12 protein-coding genes and 1 pseudogene are annotated in these 15,889 nt (G+C 58.9%); 5 read left to right on the forward strand and 8 right to left on the reverse strand.

Annotated elements, in window-relative coordinates; all coding sequences use genetic code 11:
- Positions 1-191 precede the first annotated feature (191 nt).
- Positions 192-3,599, reverse strand: a complete 3,408-nt coding sequence (locus ACYG9Y_RS04590; protein ID WP_023740263.1) for a glycosyltransferase — start codon at positions 3,597-3,599, stop codon at positions 192-194.
- A gap of 240 nt (positions 3,600-3,839) precedes the next feature.
- Between ACYG9Y_RS04590 and ACYG9Y_RS04595 the strand changes: the two genes are divergently transcribed.
- Both ACYG9Y_RS04595 and ACYG9Y_RS04600 read left to right on the forward strand, forming a co-directional pair.
- Positions 3,840-4,799 carry a class I SAM-dependent methyltransferase gene (locus ACYG9Y_RS04595; protein WP_031259173.1) on the forward strand — a complete coding sequence of 320 codons (960 nt, stop codon included), beginning with the start codon at positions 3,840-3,842 and terminating at the stop codon, positions 4,797-4,799.
- Between the two features lie 225 nt (positions 4,800-5,024).
- Positions 5,025-5,222 (forward strand): annotated as a pseudogene (locus tag ACYG9Y_RS04600) (class I SAM-dependent methyltransferase); the annotation flags it as partial.
- Positions 5,223-6,741: 1,519 nt separating this feature from the next.
- Here ACYG9Y_RS04600 and ACYG9Y_RS04605 read toward each other — a convergent pair.
- The 6 genes from ACYG9Y_RS04605 to ACYG9Y_RS04630 all read right to left on the reverse strand — a co-directional run bounded on the left by ACYG9Y_RS04605 (position 6,742) and on the right by ACYG9Y_RS04630 (position 12,312).
- Positions 6,742-8,430, reverse strand: a complete 1,689-nt coding sequence (locus ACYG9Y_RS04605) for a recombinase family protein (protein ID WP_031259175.1) — start codon at positions 8,428-8,430, stop codon at positions 6,742-6,744.
- Complete coding sequence (locus ACYG9Y_RS04610; protein ID WP_023727441.1) at positions 8,427-8,933, reverse strand: DUF2924 domain-containing protein; 507 nt, start codon at positions 8,931-8,933, stop codon at positions 8,427-8,429. The genes ACYG9Y_RS04605 and ACYG9Y_RS04610 overlap by 4 nt, the downstream gene beginning before the upstream one ends.
- Positions 8,934-8,938: 5 nt before the next feature.
- Positions 8,939-9,295: a DUF3489 domain-containing protein gene (locus ACYG9Y_RS04615; RefSeq protein ID WP_084014406.1), complete on the reverse strand. Its 357-nt coding sequence runs from the start codon at positions 9,293-9,295 to the stop codon at positions 8,939-8,941.
- A gap of 302 nt (positions 9,296-9,597) precedes the next feature.
- Positions 9,598-10,641, reverse strand: a complete 1,044-nt coding sequence (locus tag ACYG9Y_RS04620) for a CBASS cGAMP-activated phospholipase (protein WP_023740267.1) — start codon at positions 10,639-10,641, stop codon at positions 9,598-9,600.
- Complete coding sequence (locus ACYG9Y_RS04625) at positions 10,638-11,078, reverse strand: hypothetical protein (RefSeq protein ID WP_023740268.1); 441 nt, start codon at positions 11,076-11,078, stop codon at positions 10,638-10,640. Before ACYG9Y_RS04625 ends, ACYG9Y_RS04620 begins: the two co-directional genes overlap by 4 nt.
- On the reverse strand, positions 11,071-12,312 hold the full coding sequence (locus tag ACYG9Y_RS04630) for a nucleotidyltransferase domain-containing protein (RefSeq protein ID WP_023727438.1): 1,242 nt from the start codon (positions 12,310-12,312) through the stop codon (positions 11,071-11,073). The genes ACYG9Y_RS04625 and ACYG9Y_RS04630 overlap by 8 nt, the downstream gene beginning before the upstream one ends.
- A 163-nt stretch (positions 12,313-12,475) precedes the next feature.
- Here ACYG9Y_RS04630 and ACYG9Y_RS04635 point away from each other — a divergent pair, with 163 nt between their 5' ends.
- From ACYG9Y_RS04635 to ACYG9Y_RS04645, 3 genes are read left to right on the forward strand one after another with little or no spacing between them, the layout of a single operon-like run.
- Positions 12,476-13,093, forward strand: coding sequence for a hypothetical protein (locus ACYG9Y_RS04635; RefSeq protein ID WP_023740269.1), 618 nt, complete (start codon positions 12,476-12,478; stop codon positions 13,091-13,093).
- A gap of 24 nt (positions 13,094-13,117) precedes the next feature.
- Positions 13,118-13,510 (forward strand): hypothetical protein, encoded by a 393-nt coding sequence (locus tag ACYG9Y_RS04640; RefSeq protein WP_023727435.1) that lies wholly within the window; start codon positions 13,118-13,120, stop codon positions 13,508-13,510.
- Positions 13,507-14,280, forward strand: coding sequence for an ImmA/IrrE family metallo-endopeptidase (locus ACYG9Y_RS04645; RefSeq protein WP_023740270.1), 774 nt, complete (start codon positions 13,507-13,509; stop codon positions 14,278-14,280). The genes ACYG9Y_RS04640 and ACYG9Y_RS04645 overlap by 4 nt, the downstream gene beginning before the upstream one ends.
- Positions 14,281-14,440: 160 nt before the next feature.
- Here ACYG9Y_RS04645 and ACYG9Y_RS04650 read toward each other — a convergent pair whose 3' ends face one another.
- On the reverse strand, positions 14,441-15,874 hold the full coding sequence (locus ACYG9Y_RS04650; protein ID WP_023727433.1) for an HD domain-containing protein: 1,434 nt from the start codon (positions 15,872-15,874) through the stop codon (positions 14,441-14,443).
- Positions 15,875-15,889: the final 15 nt, after the last annotated feature.

The raw sequence follows: 15,889 nt of genomic DNA on the forward strand, positions 1-15,889 counted from the left end.
TGAAATAGCGATATTGATGCGCCTATAGGTATCGCTCGCCCTCGTCGCGGTGCTTCAGGCAGAACCAGTGCGATAGTTGCCTCGGTCGGGCGAAGCCCAAGCCTCCATCCTCACCGCAGCCGGGGTGCTCGCACGCATGATTGTCGACGCGTCGTCGCGCGGAATCGCCGTCATCCCTTCGGCAAGTTGGCTCATACATCACGGTGGCGGTGAGGCGTCCACCCGCCCCACTTACTTTCGAAGTGGGCTTGATTGCGCTGCCAGAGTTCGGCGTATTCCGCCTGCGGGAGCTTGGTGAAGCTTGCGCCACCAATATGATGAACGAAGGCGTCTTCCGCACAGATTGTGCGCAAGCCCTTTTCATGAATGCGGCGCGAATAATCATCGTCCTCGAACAGCCCCAACCCGAATGCCTCGTCGAGTGGTCCCACAAGCTCCATCGTGTCACGACGCATCGCGACGCAGAACATCGCTAACATTGGAATGTCGAAGGATTGACCGGCGTGACGAGCCGCATTCTTATCAGCAAACGCCTCCATGCCTTCCGTGTCTAGATAGTCCACCGGGATTTTCGCTTCGTTGCCGATCTCGTTGGTGACAGGACCGACAAGGCCGACAGATGGGTCTTGGAGGTGACGAATGAGGGGGTCGAGCCATCCCTTCGGCACGAGGGTGTCGTTATTCAGAAGAACGAGTACGTCGCCAGTCGCTATACGCAGGCCTTGATTGTTTGCGGCAGCGAACCCGCGGTTATCCCGATTGAGCTCGATCCTGACGGGCATCTCCAAGCCGGATAGTTGTCTAAGGTAGGACTGCGTTCCGTCTTCCGACGCGTTGTCGACCACGATGATCTCGTAATTCGGGTAAGTGGTATTCCGGATCAAGCTGTCGATGCAGGCCTTAGTGAGATCGATGTTGTTGTAAGTAACAACAATGATCGACACCACTGGAAAGCCGTGACGAAGAGCCGTTAGCGTGGCGTCCACCCGTTCGGACCAGTCATTAGCTTTTGCCAGTTCCCGTCGGCGACGGGACAGCGCCTGGTCGCTATGGGCAAGCGCGGCTTCTATGGCCTGCACTGTCTCATCAGGAGTGGCCGCGAATGAGAGATAGTCCTTGTAGACTTGGAGTTCAGCGGTCGGCGTCGCGATTACAGGCTTTCCGGCGCTCATGTATTCGTAGAACTTCACCGGGTCGACGGCATGCGTGACGTTGTAGACCCGGAACGGAATCAAACATGCGTCGAACCAATAGAGGTATCGAGGCATCTCACTGTACGGACGAAGTCCAAGCAGATGCACGTTTGGCAGGCTGTCGAGGCCGGCCAGGTCCGTGGAGAAATCATCGCCGATCAAAACGAAGGACCAGTCGGGACGCTGGCGGGCCACAGCAGCGATTAGCTCGAAATCGAGCCATTCGGCGAGCGCACCATAGTAGCCGATGATCGGGGCCTTCATGCTTGCCAAGAGATCGTTATGAACGCACCGCTCTTGGAAAAACGCGTAGTCCACCCCATTGCGAACAAGGACGCAACGGCGCGCCTTGACTTGCCACTTATCCTGTAGCAGGGCCGCTGTGACCGTCACGAGGTCGGCTTCACGAACAAGCGCCTCCTCCTCACGGAGAAGGTCGCGGCCAATGTTCGGGAAATTGTCCCACTCGTCCATGCAATCGTACTGCACGTGCCAGCCGCGGGACGTCCGCAACGCGAGTGCGAGCGGTGTCCAGTATGTGAGGTGGACGACAGTGATCGCCGTTTTAATCCTGAGATCGCGCGCGAGTGCCGACATCGCTTCCCCAAAGGTGGCCTGGTTCTCACGGCTCATAGATTTGCTGTAGAAATCCTGCACTCCGTCGGCTCGCAATGAGACCTCGAACACGCCGTTCGCAACCTCCATGAGGTCGTAATCCCGGCCCGATGGAGGCGTGCGCGAGGGTACGATATAGAACACGCGGTAGCCGCGGGCAGCGAGGTTCGACATTAGCTGCTGAGGACGCTGGTAACGCGCTGACCAAGCGATGTTGGCGAAGCATACTATGTCTAGGAGGCCGGCGTGCTCCGCTCCTGGCGGGGGCGCGCCCGGTGTCCCAGCCCTGGCAACACTTGGAGCCATGACGGCCCGCGGTTGACCACCGGCGCGATTTACGAGCGTCAGGAGTGGCGAGGAATTCGCCCGGGATAGTATCCTGAAACGTAGACGACGCGGAAGGAGGACCTTTCCGATGCCCCGGAGCCAGGGCCATCTACGCCGGATCAGGATGATCAGGTCAGCCAAGAGAATGCGGAAGCTGGTACGTCGCCGCTCGTACTCGCCGGCTAGGACTTGGATCTCGCCCTGCAGCCAGGCGATACCGTCGTCGCGCGCCTGAAGGAGGGTTCGCAGCGTTGCGATCTCCTCGTCTTTGGCGGAATTGCTCCGCACCTCGCCGTGTCTTGCGATTGGCGAACGGCCGGCAAGGAACTCGCTGGTGTCCTTTACGGGTTCGCGACCGACCCGAAACTCCTCATGTAGCGCCTGGATCTGCCGTGAGTGATCAAGGGCAGCCAGGTTGGCAGCCGCGAGAAGCTCGGCGACTTTGACCCGTTCGGCATTGGTGGCATGCCGTTCAGCCGATAGTGAGTCGCTGAGCTGTGCGAGCTCATCAGCGAGCGCCGTGCGGATACGCTCGGTCTCAAGCCCTCGTGTGTTCGCCGCCTGGACTTCCTCCGACAATTCGGCGATTCGACGCTTCGTCGCCGAATGAACCACTTCGGATTCCGCGTGTTTGATCGTGACGTCGCTGAGTTCCCTAGCCAGCCTGGCGACCTCGGCGTTCCAGCGCGCGCGTTCGTCGATGAAGTTCCTGGCCCGCGCCTCATCCTCCATTACGAGCTGCCTACTCGCGATAGGGGCGGACTGGCAATGCTCGAACGCGAGGTCACTGAGGCGGTATTCACGCTCGGCGAGACGTTGCGTTCGGGCATAAACGAGAAGGATTTGCTCGCCCGCCCAGTACGTCGGATCCATCGCTCGAGCGTCGATAACTTTCGAGGCAGCCAGCACTAGTCCGCCCCCTGCCAGCGTTGCCGGGATGTTCGAGGGTTCGAACGTACTTTTGTGCTCGTCCAACCTCAAATATTCTCGGAAGGGGACGAGGATCACAAGAGCCTCGGTTGCCATTTCGCCGAGACGCTCGAGGACAGCCACGGGATCATCGAAATGCTCAAGCGTGTTGGACGAGACGACCACATCGAAACGTTCATTGAAAAGCTCGCGCAAGACGTCGATTTGCAGAAAATGCGGCTTGCTAAATGTCGCACGCGCGGAGGTAATCGCGGGTTCCGCGAAATCGATACCGGTGACTGGACCGGGAAATACTTGGGCCAGGAGATCAGTGCCGTCGCCTAGAGCGCAACCCCAATCGCAGAGCGTCCAGCGCTCGTCACGCAGCGATCGGGTCAACCATTCCGGCAGATTGTCGAGAATGATCCGGCCAAAGAAAACCGACTGCTCCCGGCCGCGGTTGACAATCCAGTCGGTCTCGAAGCGGCGCGACCAATAGGTTTCGCTATTCAGTGGGGCGGGTGGCTTCTGTCCTGCCTCTCTACGCGACGACATTAGAAGCTCCTGAAAGCTGTTTTGTAGACGCGCCCTGCGGTGGCATGATCTCACGCTGGCCACGCCAGTGTTCCCCAATGAAGGAGATACGCTAAGATACCCGTTGAACGCAATTGTCAGTGGAAACACGCTACGTCGGACAGATCGTTAAAGTCAAAAATGGGCCTACTGCCTAGTTTAGACGCTGTGAGCCAGTTCAGAGCAGGACGGAGAAAGCCACGCATGCCGATAGAAGTTGCGATGACTGACGACGACAAAGCGCGCGTCGCGGAGCGCTGGTCTGATATAAGCAGCGGATCTGACGAGTTCTCGTCGAATGTTTATTGGCTTGCTGTCCCAGCCGTCATGGCGCGTCACCAGCGTCGCGCTTGCGCCGGCGGGAATTATGGGTCGTGGGTAGAGTATTGCCTTGGGTCATTCGCCCCGCAAGGTCACGACCTTCGCATGCTTAGCATCGGCTGCGGTTACGGCGACCTTGAGCGGCACCTCATGCGAATTGACGCCAGTATAATGTGCGATGCGTTCGATATCGCGCCAGCGGCAATCGAGGGCGCTATTCGGGCAGCAACTGAAGAAGGATTCGCCGGCATCCACTATCGCTGTGCGGATATCGAAACGGCGGGCCTAGAGCAGGGAGTGTATGATGCCGCTTGGTTCAACGGATCACTTCACCATATCCAAGCGCTTGAGCGCGTGCTCGAACGTGTCCACAATAGCCTCAAGCCGGGTGGTCTGCTGTTCGTCAACGAGTATGTCGGAGCGAACCATTTCGGCTTTCCGCCTGCCCAACGGGAGGCGATCTCACACGCGTTCCATTTGATCCCGCACCAATATCGACGGAGTTTTATCCCCGCGAGCCTTGGTCAAGTGGCGACTCAAGCACCCATACCGGATCCAGCCGAGGTTCGGCGTGTCGATCCGTCGGAAGCTATTCGGTCGCAGGACATCGTTCCCGCTATAGCCGACAATTTCGATATCCTCGCAATAAATGCGTGCGGCGGGACAATCCTGCAATTTCTGCTGAGTGGCATCGCCGGAAACTTCCGCGAAGACGATGCGTCCTCCATGCTGGTTCTCGACATGCTGTTTAAAATCGAGGATGCACTCATGGCTGCCGGTACGATCGGAAGCGACTTCGTGGTGATTGCGGCCAGGAAGCGGGCTAAACTAAAAGCGGAACCTTGTTCGACGACTGGTTGAGAAGCCTCAATGCTTCCACGGGTGAGACCGCAGTGCCCGCTGAACAGCGGCCGCATAGAGCCGCGTCGCACTTGCGGTCGGGGATCCTGCTGGTCGTAGCACGCTGCAACCCGGGTCGCATGCCACAACCGCTTCAAGCCCGCGCCTCTTTAGCTTACCGCCTTTCATCGGCTGCTCGCCTGACAGGGTATAGACGCCCCTTGACCGTGACGGATGTGGCCTCTCGATTTCCACACCGCGATAATTCAGAAGAAAGTCGCGCCCGCGGCCGACTTCAATCGAGACGTCTACGATCGGCTGAGGCCTGGTGGGTCCTACATCATCGTCGACCACGTCGCCGCCGTAGGGGCGGGCACTCACGACGCCCAGTCGCTGCATCGAATTGAGCCTGCATCCGTTCGGGTGGAGGTCGAGGCGGCCGGCTCGCGGGTAAGCGCTCGGCGGTGAAGGCTCGTGTGGCTGAAGGTGAGTCGGCGCCTTAGAAAGCCAGGACTCCCACCGCCCTACGTCACTCATGCTTTGCGGCGCCTAGGGGACTGATTTCTCCGACGTCGAGCCGCCCGCCACTTGCTGAGGCTTGCCGCGTCATCGGGAGACGGAGCGCCGGCCATACGTCGTAAAGTCCAATCATTCCACGGTTGCCCTAGCTGTTGTTGAGCCACAGCATTCTCAGCCTGTCTCTGATTATTCGACTCCGGCCCGAAGCGCGCAACCACACTCATTCGGCGCGAGGTCGGTCCGACGTCGCGCAGGGGCGGCCCGCAGCCGAATGCCTCGCCGTCTGGCGCCTTTTTTATTGCGCGATCTTGCCTAGAAAGACTAGGAGTTCGAGACAGATCAGGTTGCGAACACACTGCTACGGTTTTTGCAACGCAACGCTACGGTATGCACCGGGACAGCGTAGCAGGAGCGATATTTGGGAGCGGCTCAACGCCGTTACAGACAAGGATTTCGCAGTACCAAAAGGGAAGGGCAGGGATGGCAGCAACCGAATTTCAAGACCGGTGCCTCCGGGCCGAGACGTGTGGATCATGTTGCATTCTATGTCGCGTCGACTAGCCGCTTGTCACAGGAAACCGTTGAAAATCAATGCAACCCAGTTGCAACATGGCGCGACACGTAACGGCCTATTCAAGTTGCCAGGAGTTGTTCCAGCCAATTGATTTATCAGCATAAAGAGATGGTGCCCAGAGGCGGATTCGAACCACCGACACGCGGATTTTCAGTCCGCTCATAAACGCTTACACCCGGAACTGAGACCTCGCCGTGTTGGTCTGGATTTGCAGATCTCAGCGCTGCCACTAGTCCAGCGACCGGGTGTGGGGACGTTTCACTCTTCGCTCGTCCTGGATCCGAAATATTGAACCGCTCAGCGAGCGTGACGATGGGCGTCGACCAAACGAGGTCATACAATTCTTGGCGGTGAAGGTGTGCTGCACTCGGCTTTTTTTCCATGGCGGCGTGACGAACCAATTCGTAAGCCCGCTCAAAGGCGAACAGGGGACGCGCATTCCTGGCCTCTAAAGCCGCTGCGTTCCCTGATAGGCCGCGTCCATTTCTCTGTTAGGCTGAATAGGGAATTTTATGCCAAGGCGTTGAAACTGCGCCGGGATTCTAGGCCGAAAATGGCTCGGGCGCCCAAAATCGCCAAAATTCGCTGTTTTTCGGGGCGAAACAGGGAAGATCAGACAGAGACGGGTTCGCTCCAGACTGCCACCACCACCATTCAGTCCGCCCGATTTCCGGGTTTTTCATCCGTCTCAGGATAGCGTCGACATTTCCGTAGGTTAGCGGCGGGTTGTCCGCAACACTTGGCTGAGACGCCGGGGTGAGCGCGCAAAACACCTGATTTTTGGTGATCCGTCTCAGTCGGGTGAATTCCGTAGCCAAGTGTTTGGCAGAGCGATGGTTTAGGCTTTGGCTTGATGCTTGCTCGATGGTGCTAGAAGCCCAGGAGCGCAGCCTGGCTGATCCAAGCGTGGGGCAGGTCAGAGGCGCGCGAGAGCCTGTGCGCCGTTAGTTCGACAGGTTGATCACCTGCAACGATGCTAGCCGCAATTTTCGGGGCAAGGAAAGCGAAGGGCAGCAGGCGGCTTACCTCAGATGTATCTGTGCCGTTGAGCATGGCAACATCGGTGAGGCTGCGGTTGGCTCCGTCCGTAAGCTGATCTAGGTACAAGTGGGCTCGACGCAGAAGGTCGATCAAGGCGCCATCGGGTTCTCGGCTGCTTCTAGATCCATCTGTAAGCACGATGCGTGTTTCGACGCCGCGCCGCCTCATACCGATTGGACATTCGATGGAAGTCAATTGCGCCCCATCGCTGTGCGGCAGAATCCGGTCGAGAAGCAATTCCGATAGCGAGCGGCAATCCAGTTCGATGGTCAGTGATCCCGGCTTGAGGGTGATCTTGCGAACGATCTTTTGGAGCAGGGATCGCTTTGCGTTCGCAGTGGCCGATGCCCAGCACGTCCGCATCACTTCGGCTCGCCGGATCGCCGCCCCGATTTCGCCAGCGTCGACCGATTGCCGAATCCAATCGGACAGTTGGGCATGATCGCTGAGAATACGATTCAGGCGATGCTCAACAACTGACTCAACGGCCTGAGCGGGAAGACGCCAACCCTCGGACCCGTTTCGCCGCCGGTCGACGAATTGCTTCGAGACATAGTAGCGGTAGCGGACACCTTGCTTGTTGGCGTGAACCGATCGCAATTTCTCGCCCGCTTCATCAAAGAGCAGACCGGAGAGCAGATGCGGTTGCGTGACATTGGAATCGCTTCGCCGCGGCGGCGCCTGCGAGGCGAGCAGCGCCTGGGCCTCTTCGAACGTGGCCGACGTGACGATCGGCTTATGCTCTCCATCGTAAACCTGACCCTTGTGCCTGATCTTGCCGACGTAGACCGGGTTCGAAAGCAGGTGATAAAGATTGCCGCGACCAAACGGCATGGTGACTGCAACTGATCCGTCTTTGCGCTGTCGCGATCGTGTCGAGAGTCCCTCGCTCGCCGCCTCATCAACGAGGTCCCGGACCGACTTCAGAGTGAGATAGCGGGCGAAGAGGTGTCTGACTGTTTGTGCCTCGGTTTCGTCAATCACCAGCTTGCGGCTTTCGACGCGATAGCCCAGTGGCACCACGCCGCCCATCCACATGCCTTTCTTCTTCGATGCAGCAATCTTGTCCCGGATACGCTCGGCTGTGACCTCTCGCTCGAACTGAGCGAAGGACAAAAGCACGTTGAGGGTGAGCCTGCCCATCGAGGTCGTGGTGTTGAACTGCTGGGTCACCGAGACAAACGAGACGGAGCTGGCATCAAAGATCTCGACGATCTTGGAGAAATCCATCAGCGAACGGGTGAGGCGGTCGATCTTGTAGACGACCACCACATCTATCTTTTTGTCCCGGATGTCCTGCAGGAGACGCTTCAGGGCAGGGCGCTCCATCGTGCCGCCCGAAATGCCGCCGTCGTCGTATTGGTCTGGCACCAACTTCCAGCCAAGACCTACCTGCGAAGCAATGAAGGCCGTACAAGCTTCGCGCTGTGCATCCAGCGAATTGAATTCTTGTTCCAATCCTTCTTCGGTCGACTTGCGAGTGTAGATCGCACAGTTGAGGCGAGGGGTCGCTGTCATAGCCCAAAGAACCTCGGGCCAGACCAATGGGCGCCGGTGATACGGCGAGCGACAGCTGACAGCGATCCGTAGGTCTTGCCATCAAGCACGAAACCGTAGTCGACAACTTCGACGATGTGCATCCGGCCATTCCACTCCCGCATCAGGCGGGAGCCGGCCTTGGGTGGAATCGATCGCGGCGGCGAGGCGGATGCCTGATCCGATGATGCGGGCCGGAGCGACGGAACTCCGTCTTGGCGATCCGACCTAGTGTTGCCCGGTTGGAAAGCATTCACTTTGGTCCTCCGCGCGTTGCCTGTCGCGACTGTTTTCTTGACGGTCGAAGTCAAACCACCCAAGCGCTTGGCTTGAAGATGCCAGGCGGCCGACCGTTCAAGCAGCCCACGTTTGACCCCTTTGGGCGGCGGGCAGCCATAGGCCTTTGTCCAAGCTGCTGTGAGTTCATCACGCGTGAGATCGCCGACCTCGGCGATCTCACCATCCAAATCAAGTCGCTTGCGCATAGAGATCAACCGGCGGTCTTCGCCTCGGCGATGCGGTATCGTCGTTGTCCGTCCTTGCCGGTTTCGCTGAGGATTTCGTGGCCGAGCTTCTTCTTGACGGTGCCGGAGAGGAAGCCCCGCACCGAGTGCGCCTGCCATCCCGTCGCTTCCACGATGGCTTGGATCGTAACGCCCTTGGCCGACTTCAGCTTCTTAATGACAACGTCGGTTTTTGTCGGCGCCGCTGGCGGCTCGTCCTTAGCTTTCTTGGCCATCACAGAGGTGGTCATACCGGACCTTTGGCGCGGCTTGCGGGTCGAGCTGCTCTGGTTGAGATTAGTTGCCGTTTCGCCGGACTGGGCGTCGTCGGCATCGGTCGTCATGTCATTGAGGATAGCCATTTCAAATCTCCGTCAGTTCGAAGCCGCCCGGACCATTCCGGCGCTTGTACTGACCGAAGCCCGCTGTCCTGGCGGGCTGGAGATTCTGCTCGGTCTTAATCCGCTGCTCTTCTGCTGCGCGGAAACAGCAATGCTTCCTTGCCGTATGAAGTCCAGTCGAATGTCGCTCCCTCGTGGTTATTCGACAGGTCCCCGAGAGCACCTTTGCGTCTCATCCCAGACGTTCGAATGATCATTTGGTGATCCCAAGAGCGGTCGTCGATCAGCAGCGGCCAGTTTGGCAACTATGACAGCGCGCATTTTATGAACCGGTCCGCTATGTCTCCTAGGAACATCTGATTCACATAGTGCCCGGTCGCTTCAGCGTGCGAGCGGGCCAAACGCGGCAGCTCCGTTACCGCGCGCTCGACATCATCGAGACCGATCGGCTTTTCCGACTCTGGCGGATCGATGCGAATGACATTCTGCTTGCCGACGAGAAGGTAGGCCTGGCCAAGGGCGTTGTGAGACTGCGCCTTCGCCGCTGCGCGAAAGATCATCGGCGCCTTTCCCAGGCCGGGAAAGATCCAGCGCCACAGTCCACCGTTCCGAACGCCTTCGTCCAGCCCAAGGACCTCGTCACCGGTGCCGATGGACAGAATGCGAATGTTTTCTCGCGGAAGATCATAACAGGCGAGCGCATCGACCACGGCGTTCATGACAGGGTTGTTCGCCCAGATGCCCCCGTCGATCATTATGTGGCCGTCGTTCTCGACCCCCGGGTAGTATCCCGGAGCCGCTGAAGTGTGGAGTGCCACGTACGCTGCCTTCGCGTGCCGATCCTTCTTGTAATCGAGGTGGTGCGGGGTCTTGTAGATGTAGGGCTCGCCGTAACGGCCCTCGAAGCTCGGAATCACAAGACGCGTCGTCGCATCATCCAGAAGACGCTCGCCGAACACGTTCAGAAGTTCGTCCTTCAGGACGCTCTGGTCGTGCTTCGGACGCTGCAACCACCGTGGGAGATCGAAGATCCCTTTGCCCTTCGGAAAGATGACAGATCCCCGCTCGGTGTAGATCGCGGCAGCCTGCCGAGCCGTCATGCCTACGGCGAGTGCCAGCGCGATGATGCCGCCAGTTGAGGTGCCGGTGATCATGTCGAAATGATTGGCGATCGACTGCCCGTTCAGGAAGTGCCTTTCAATCTCGGCGAGATAGGATGCGCCGAAGACGCCCTTGATGCCGCCGCCATCGATTGACAGGATGCGGAAGATCCGACCTTCCGGCCACGGCTCCCTTTTCCGCGTTTGCTGAAGAGTGCCGTCTGAACGGCGAGGCGGATGATAGGTCATGGTGCAACTCCTGCTGTAAGAGGGGTCGGGTGACGCCCACCGCCGGTCCAGCGCCCGGTCATGAGCCACAACTCGTAGCAGGCGAGCCAATCGGCACTCCAGGGGACGATCGTCTGGGACAGGTGCATGGTTGCATCCCATTCACCCGCAGGCGGGTCGTAGAGGCAGAGTCTCGGGTCGCTGTCACGGTCATAGACATGGGGAAGCGAGCCCTCCGGATTTTCCGGCAGCCTGATCAAAGCCGGAGACAGAACCCGCACCTCGGGCGCATAGTCCACCCGGTAACGGATCTCGATCCGATGGATCTGGAATTGCTTCAGGTCACCGGTCCAGCGAGCCGCCCTGTCGCGGCGGGAAAGGTGACTGACCCGAAAGCCGGGCCAGTCACGCTTCATTGAAGCGACCTGCTCCTCGATCGAGATTGGTCGACTATTCATCAACCGGATCTCCGAAGAAGGTGTGCGGCTTGGCGACGACCGGAGCCACCGATGTGACGATCGTGGCCGCAGCCGGCAGGAGAATGCTGCCCTTCTTGCTGTAGACCTGCGACCCTGCCACGATCCCAGCGCCGGTGGCGTCCGCCATTCTGTCAGCCGCGCGCGTCACCACGCGGTCGCCAAACATCTCGCGCAGCCAGTTGCGAAGCTTGACGGGGTCCAACTCGCCGCGCTTGGCGCGCTCGATGCCGGCCACGAGATCGTGGAGATAGCGGGCGAACTGGTTCTGCTGATCCAAGTTCTCGGGCCAGCGGTCGGTGAAGACGTCGGCGCTGTAGGTCGGATTGACGACGTGAAGCTTCTGACGGTTGATCGTCGCCCGCTCGATCTCGCCGATGATCCACCGGCAGATGCGGATCAAGATGTCCGAGAGATTCATGTCGGGAAGCGCCGCCGCGCCGGCAAAGTACGACAGCATCACCGACGGCGGGATGCGGCCACTGTAGTTTGCATAGCGAACGTTACGATAGCGCTTCAGCAGTTGCAGTGCGACGGTTGCCATGTTCTTCACAACGAACTGCGTCTGATCGGGAACTTCGTCGACATCGGCGTCCGCGCGGATCCTCATACGATCGTCGCCGGACCAGCGGTCCTTGAAGGCTTCGATCACACGCTCTTCGTTCGGAGTCGACGCCATGTACCATTCCGCATGGCCGTATGCGTTCATCGGTACCATGCAGTCGTCATTCGACGGCAGCGGCCCTTTCGCATGGGTGATCGCCGACTGGCGATCGGTGGTGCCGTAGTCGCGAAGCGCCGGCGTCACATCGAGATGCATGTTGTCGGCGTAGAACAGCGTGATGCAGCGGGTCTGCTGAACGATCTTCTGAACTGGATAGTCCTTCAGGGCCGCGGCGAGCGCCTTGAGGATCCCGAGCGGCGTCATGTGACGATATTGACTGCCGAGCTGGGCTACGATGTCGATATCGTATTCATCGTCGGTACCGCGCGTGGAGATAGTCGCGTCGATCGCCATCGATCCCTGTACATAGAAGTGCTCGATCTGATCATGGAACGACGTCGTGCCTTCCAGGTACTCGCGCACAGCCTTGTAGCGCTGGCAGGCCTTGCCATGGAGGAACGGCGGCAACTGAACGCTGAAGGCGATTTCCGCCAGGATGCGATCAAGCGGATCTTCAAAGGGGTTCTTCCCCTGGTATGCGAATGTAGTCATAGTTATGTTCCTGAATTCGAAGGTTTCGGAAATGCTTGGGGGCGCTCTAAAAGAAAGGCGCGGGACCTCGGAATTCAGACAATTTTATTTTTTGTCTGAATCCGTTTTGGTGCGCGCATAACATTCATGAGGAGAGCCGACGGGATGTTGTGGGAGACGTCGAATGGATGCCGAAATCGGCATTAAGCGCATACCTTGCTCGGAAGAGGAGGTAAGCGAGTTCTTTGATCGGATGACGTCTGTCCAAAAGCGGGACGCTTATCAGTTTGCCGTCAAATGTTCGGCGGCGTGCCTTGCCGACGCTCACGAACTGATCAACGAGGCCTTCGTGAGGATGTGCGACGGGCGCCGTACGCGCCTAAGCGACAATAACGACCTGTTTCCGGTTCTGATGGGCACGATCAAGAGTTTGGCTTCCGACCGTCACTTCGTCACGGAACGCGCACGGATCCGGCGCATGGGTTCCGGGAAGGAAAAGGGCAAGTATGGCGTCGTCGAACACGACGCCGATCATGGGAGCATTAAGATCGACAAGGCCATCGCCGATACCGACGAAGTCACCGATCGAATGGATCCAGACGAATATCGGAAGGCGCTGCTTGCCGACATCGCCGGCGATGCGGAGTTCGAGTTGCTTTTCGAGGGCATGTCCGCCTCGTTCATCGGAAAGGACTTGGCCGAATGGATGGGAATGGACACAGTTGCGCTGGCGACGGTTCGCAGGCGCTTCAGGAGGCAGATGCTACAACTCGGTAAGAGGCTGTCAAGGGTAGCGCGCTAGCGCTAAGCAGATTGGAAGGTCCGCATGTCAGGGAAAGATAGAGAGTGGCTCGGCCACCTGCACGAGTTCCTGATCGACGAGATCGTGCATGGCAAGGATGACGAGCCGGTAGATGAAGCCGAAGTCAGAGCCTTCGACGCTGCGGTTGCAGCCGGACGCTCGCAGCTGGCCAAACGTAAGCTCGAAGCGGCACGACAGGCAGTTCGTTCGGACGTGTTCGCGTCCGCCCCTATTTCCGACTCGGAAATGGGACACGCAAAGCGGCGGCTCACCTCGCTGAGGACCGGAGCCAATGATGACGACGCTAATCTGACGCTCGCCGCCCGCTTTGGTCAGGGTGGCAATGAGGACGATGATGGTATGCTCGAAGACATTGCCGAGCTTGAGCGCGATCGCGACGACAATAGCGGCAAATGATGAAACGGCCAACAAGAGCCGAAGGCCTGCTTCAGTCTTTGGGCATCGACGAGCCCAAAGATATTGATCTCGAAGCGATCGCGTGGCACGTCGGTGCCAAGATCAAGGTTCGTCCCTTGGTTAATTGCGAGGCCCGCATCATCGGGCTTGACGACAAGGCGATCATCTCTGTGAACGCCGCCTCGCCTCCAGAGCGGCGGCGATTCTCGGTCGGACACGAACTTGGGCATTGGGCGCATCATCGCGGACAGTGTGCCGTGTGTCGCGCGGCTGATATCGGGAACTACAGGAACGAACAAGCGACAAAAGAGCGGGCCGCCGACGCATACGCCGCCGATCTTCTCATGCCGTGGTATCTCTTCAAGCCTGCGGTGCGCCTGCACAAGCGCTTGGACATCAATGCGCTGCGGGCCGTAGCCGCGCTCTTCTCAGCGAGCCTGACCGCAACCTTAATCAGGATGATCGATAGCGATCAGTTCCCTTGCAGCATGGTCGTCACTCACCGCGCATCCGGCAAGCCTTGGGTCACGCGGGCTCCCTCGATGCAGCGTCGCTGGTTTGCTCGCGAGGACCTCGATTCGGGCTCGTTCGCGTTCACAATGATGTACGGCAATGATGCTCGAACAGAGGGTTTCCCGCGGAAGATCGGCGCGGACGCATGGTTCGATCATCACTCGGCAGCTGAGTTCGAGATCACCGAGCAATCATTCAAGCTACCAACTGGCGACGTGGTTACGATCCTGAATCTGCCCGAAAGGATGGCTGGCTGACCGAGTGCCAATTATTCGGTGGTTGACCGCATTTCCAGGATGATGATCAGTTATTTTCTAAGCTACGGTACCAAAAGCGCACCTTCCGCTGACGGCCCCACCCAGTCATGGCGGCCATAACCTCGGACCGATGAGGTCCGGGATCCGCCGCCCTCGAAATCTAGACGCGGAAACCGTTCTCCGCCGCCTCCGCGAGCTCTCTTCGGATGCTTGATCGGATTTCCGACGCTAGCCGGTCTTGCAGGCCTTCGTCGACGTCGTCGAAGTAGATGCGATGGATGTTAAAGCTGGCGGCGCTGGCGACGATCGGCGAGATCGACGCGATGTCGACGATCTTGCCGCCGACTTCCACGTTGATCTGCTGCGGGTGCCCGCCTTCGGCGCCAAGCGGCTTGTAGATCGGGCGCGGATACCTGTCGTAGTAACATGCTTCCGTCCACAGCCCGTCCTTCTTGCGAAGGTCTTGCGAAACTTTCTCGCAGACCTTGTGCAGCACGCCCACGCGCTTGGCGGCGTCGAGACCTTTCATCGTGCCGTCCTTGGCTGCGACCTCGTCCGCGAGTTTCCAGACATCGAGCATGGGGTAGAATTTGCGCGATGTGATGCGGTCGGCAACCGTGCTGATCGACTTGTCCCTCGCTTCCTGGAAGAGGTGCAGCGAGCCCCAAAACAGTGTGTCGTCGAGAAGCAGTGCATTCTCGAGCCGCTCGGGATCCCTGAAGAAGCGGACAAGCGGGTGGCTCGACGACAGGCCGGCGAGCTTTTCGTCGCCCTCCGCGAAACGCTCAAATACGCGACTCATCAGCAGTGAGAACATGTATTCAAGACCCCGCGTCCTCTTGTGCAGGTACAGGGTGGGATACAGTTGGAACAACGTCACTGTGAACTGTTCTAACGAGATGTAGGCTTTGCTGTTTACGTACAGGAATTGGCCGTTCTCTCCGGAGCCGACCTGGAAATTGCGGATCAGCCAGTCGAGATCAAGGCCGCCCGAGGAAACGCCGGCAAAATAGGGGTCGCGCTTGGCGTAGTCGAGGCGATCGGCGTCCAACTGGCTGGAAACGAGCGAGGTGTATACGCACCTCTTGTCTGCCTTATTGATCATGCCGGCCACCATGGAAGGAAAGTCGGGGCCGCCCATCTCGGTCAGCGTCATGGCGATGGAAGAATCCGTGATGATCTTTTGACCGACCTTTTCGTGGTTCACCGCGGCTTGAAGGGCGCCGTCCTCCGGTTGTGGATTGCGCTCCACGAACAGCTCCATCGCACTTTCGAACGCATGGCTGAACATGCCGTGGCCGATGTCGTGGAGAAGAGCAGCCGCCAAGCAAGCCCGTCCTTTCGGGGTCCATTCGCCGTTCCGTGCCTCCGGCTCCACGACGGACAACATGCGCTTGGCTACCGAGTAGACACCCAGCGAGTGGGCGAACCGGGAATGGGCGGCCGAGGGGAAGACGTAGTCGGAAAAGCCGAGTTGCTTGACACGGCGCAGACGCTGGAAAAACGGGTCGGCGAGCATTGACTTTAGCTGAAGCTCCGACTCCCCTTCGAACTCGATCGACCCGTGGATCGGGTCCTTGATCATCTTGGTCATGAAATCCTCCTCAGT

The organism is Mesorhizobium sp. W050, from assembly GCF_054719535.1.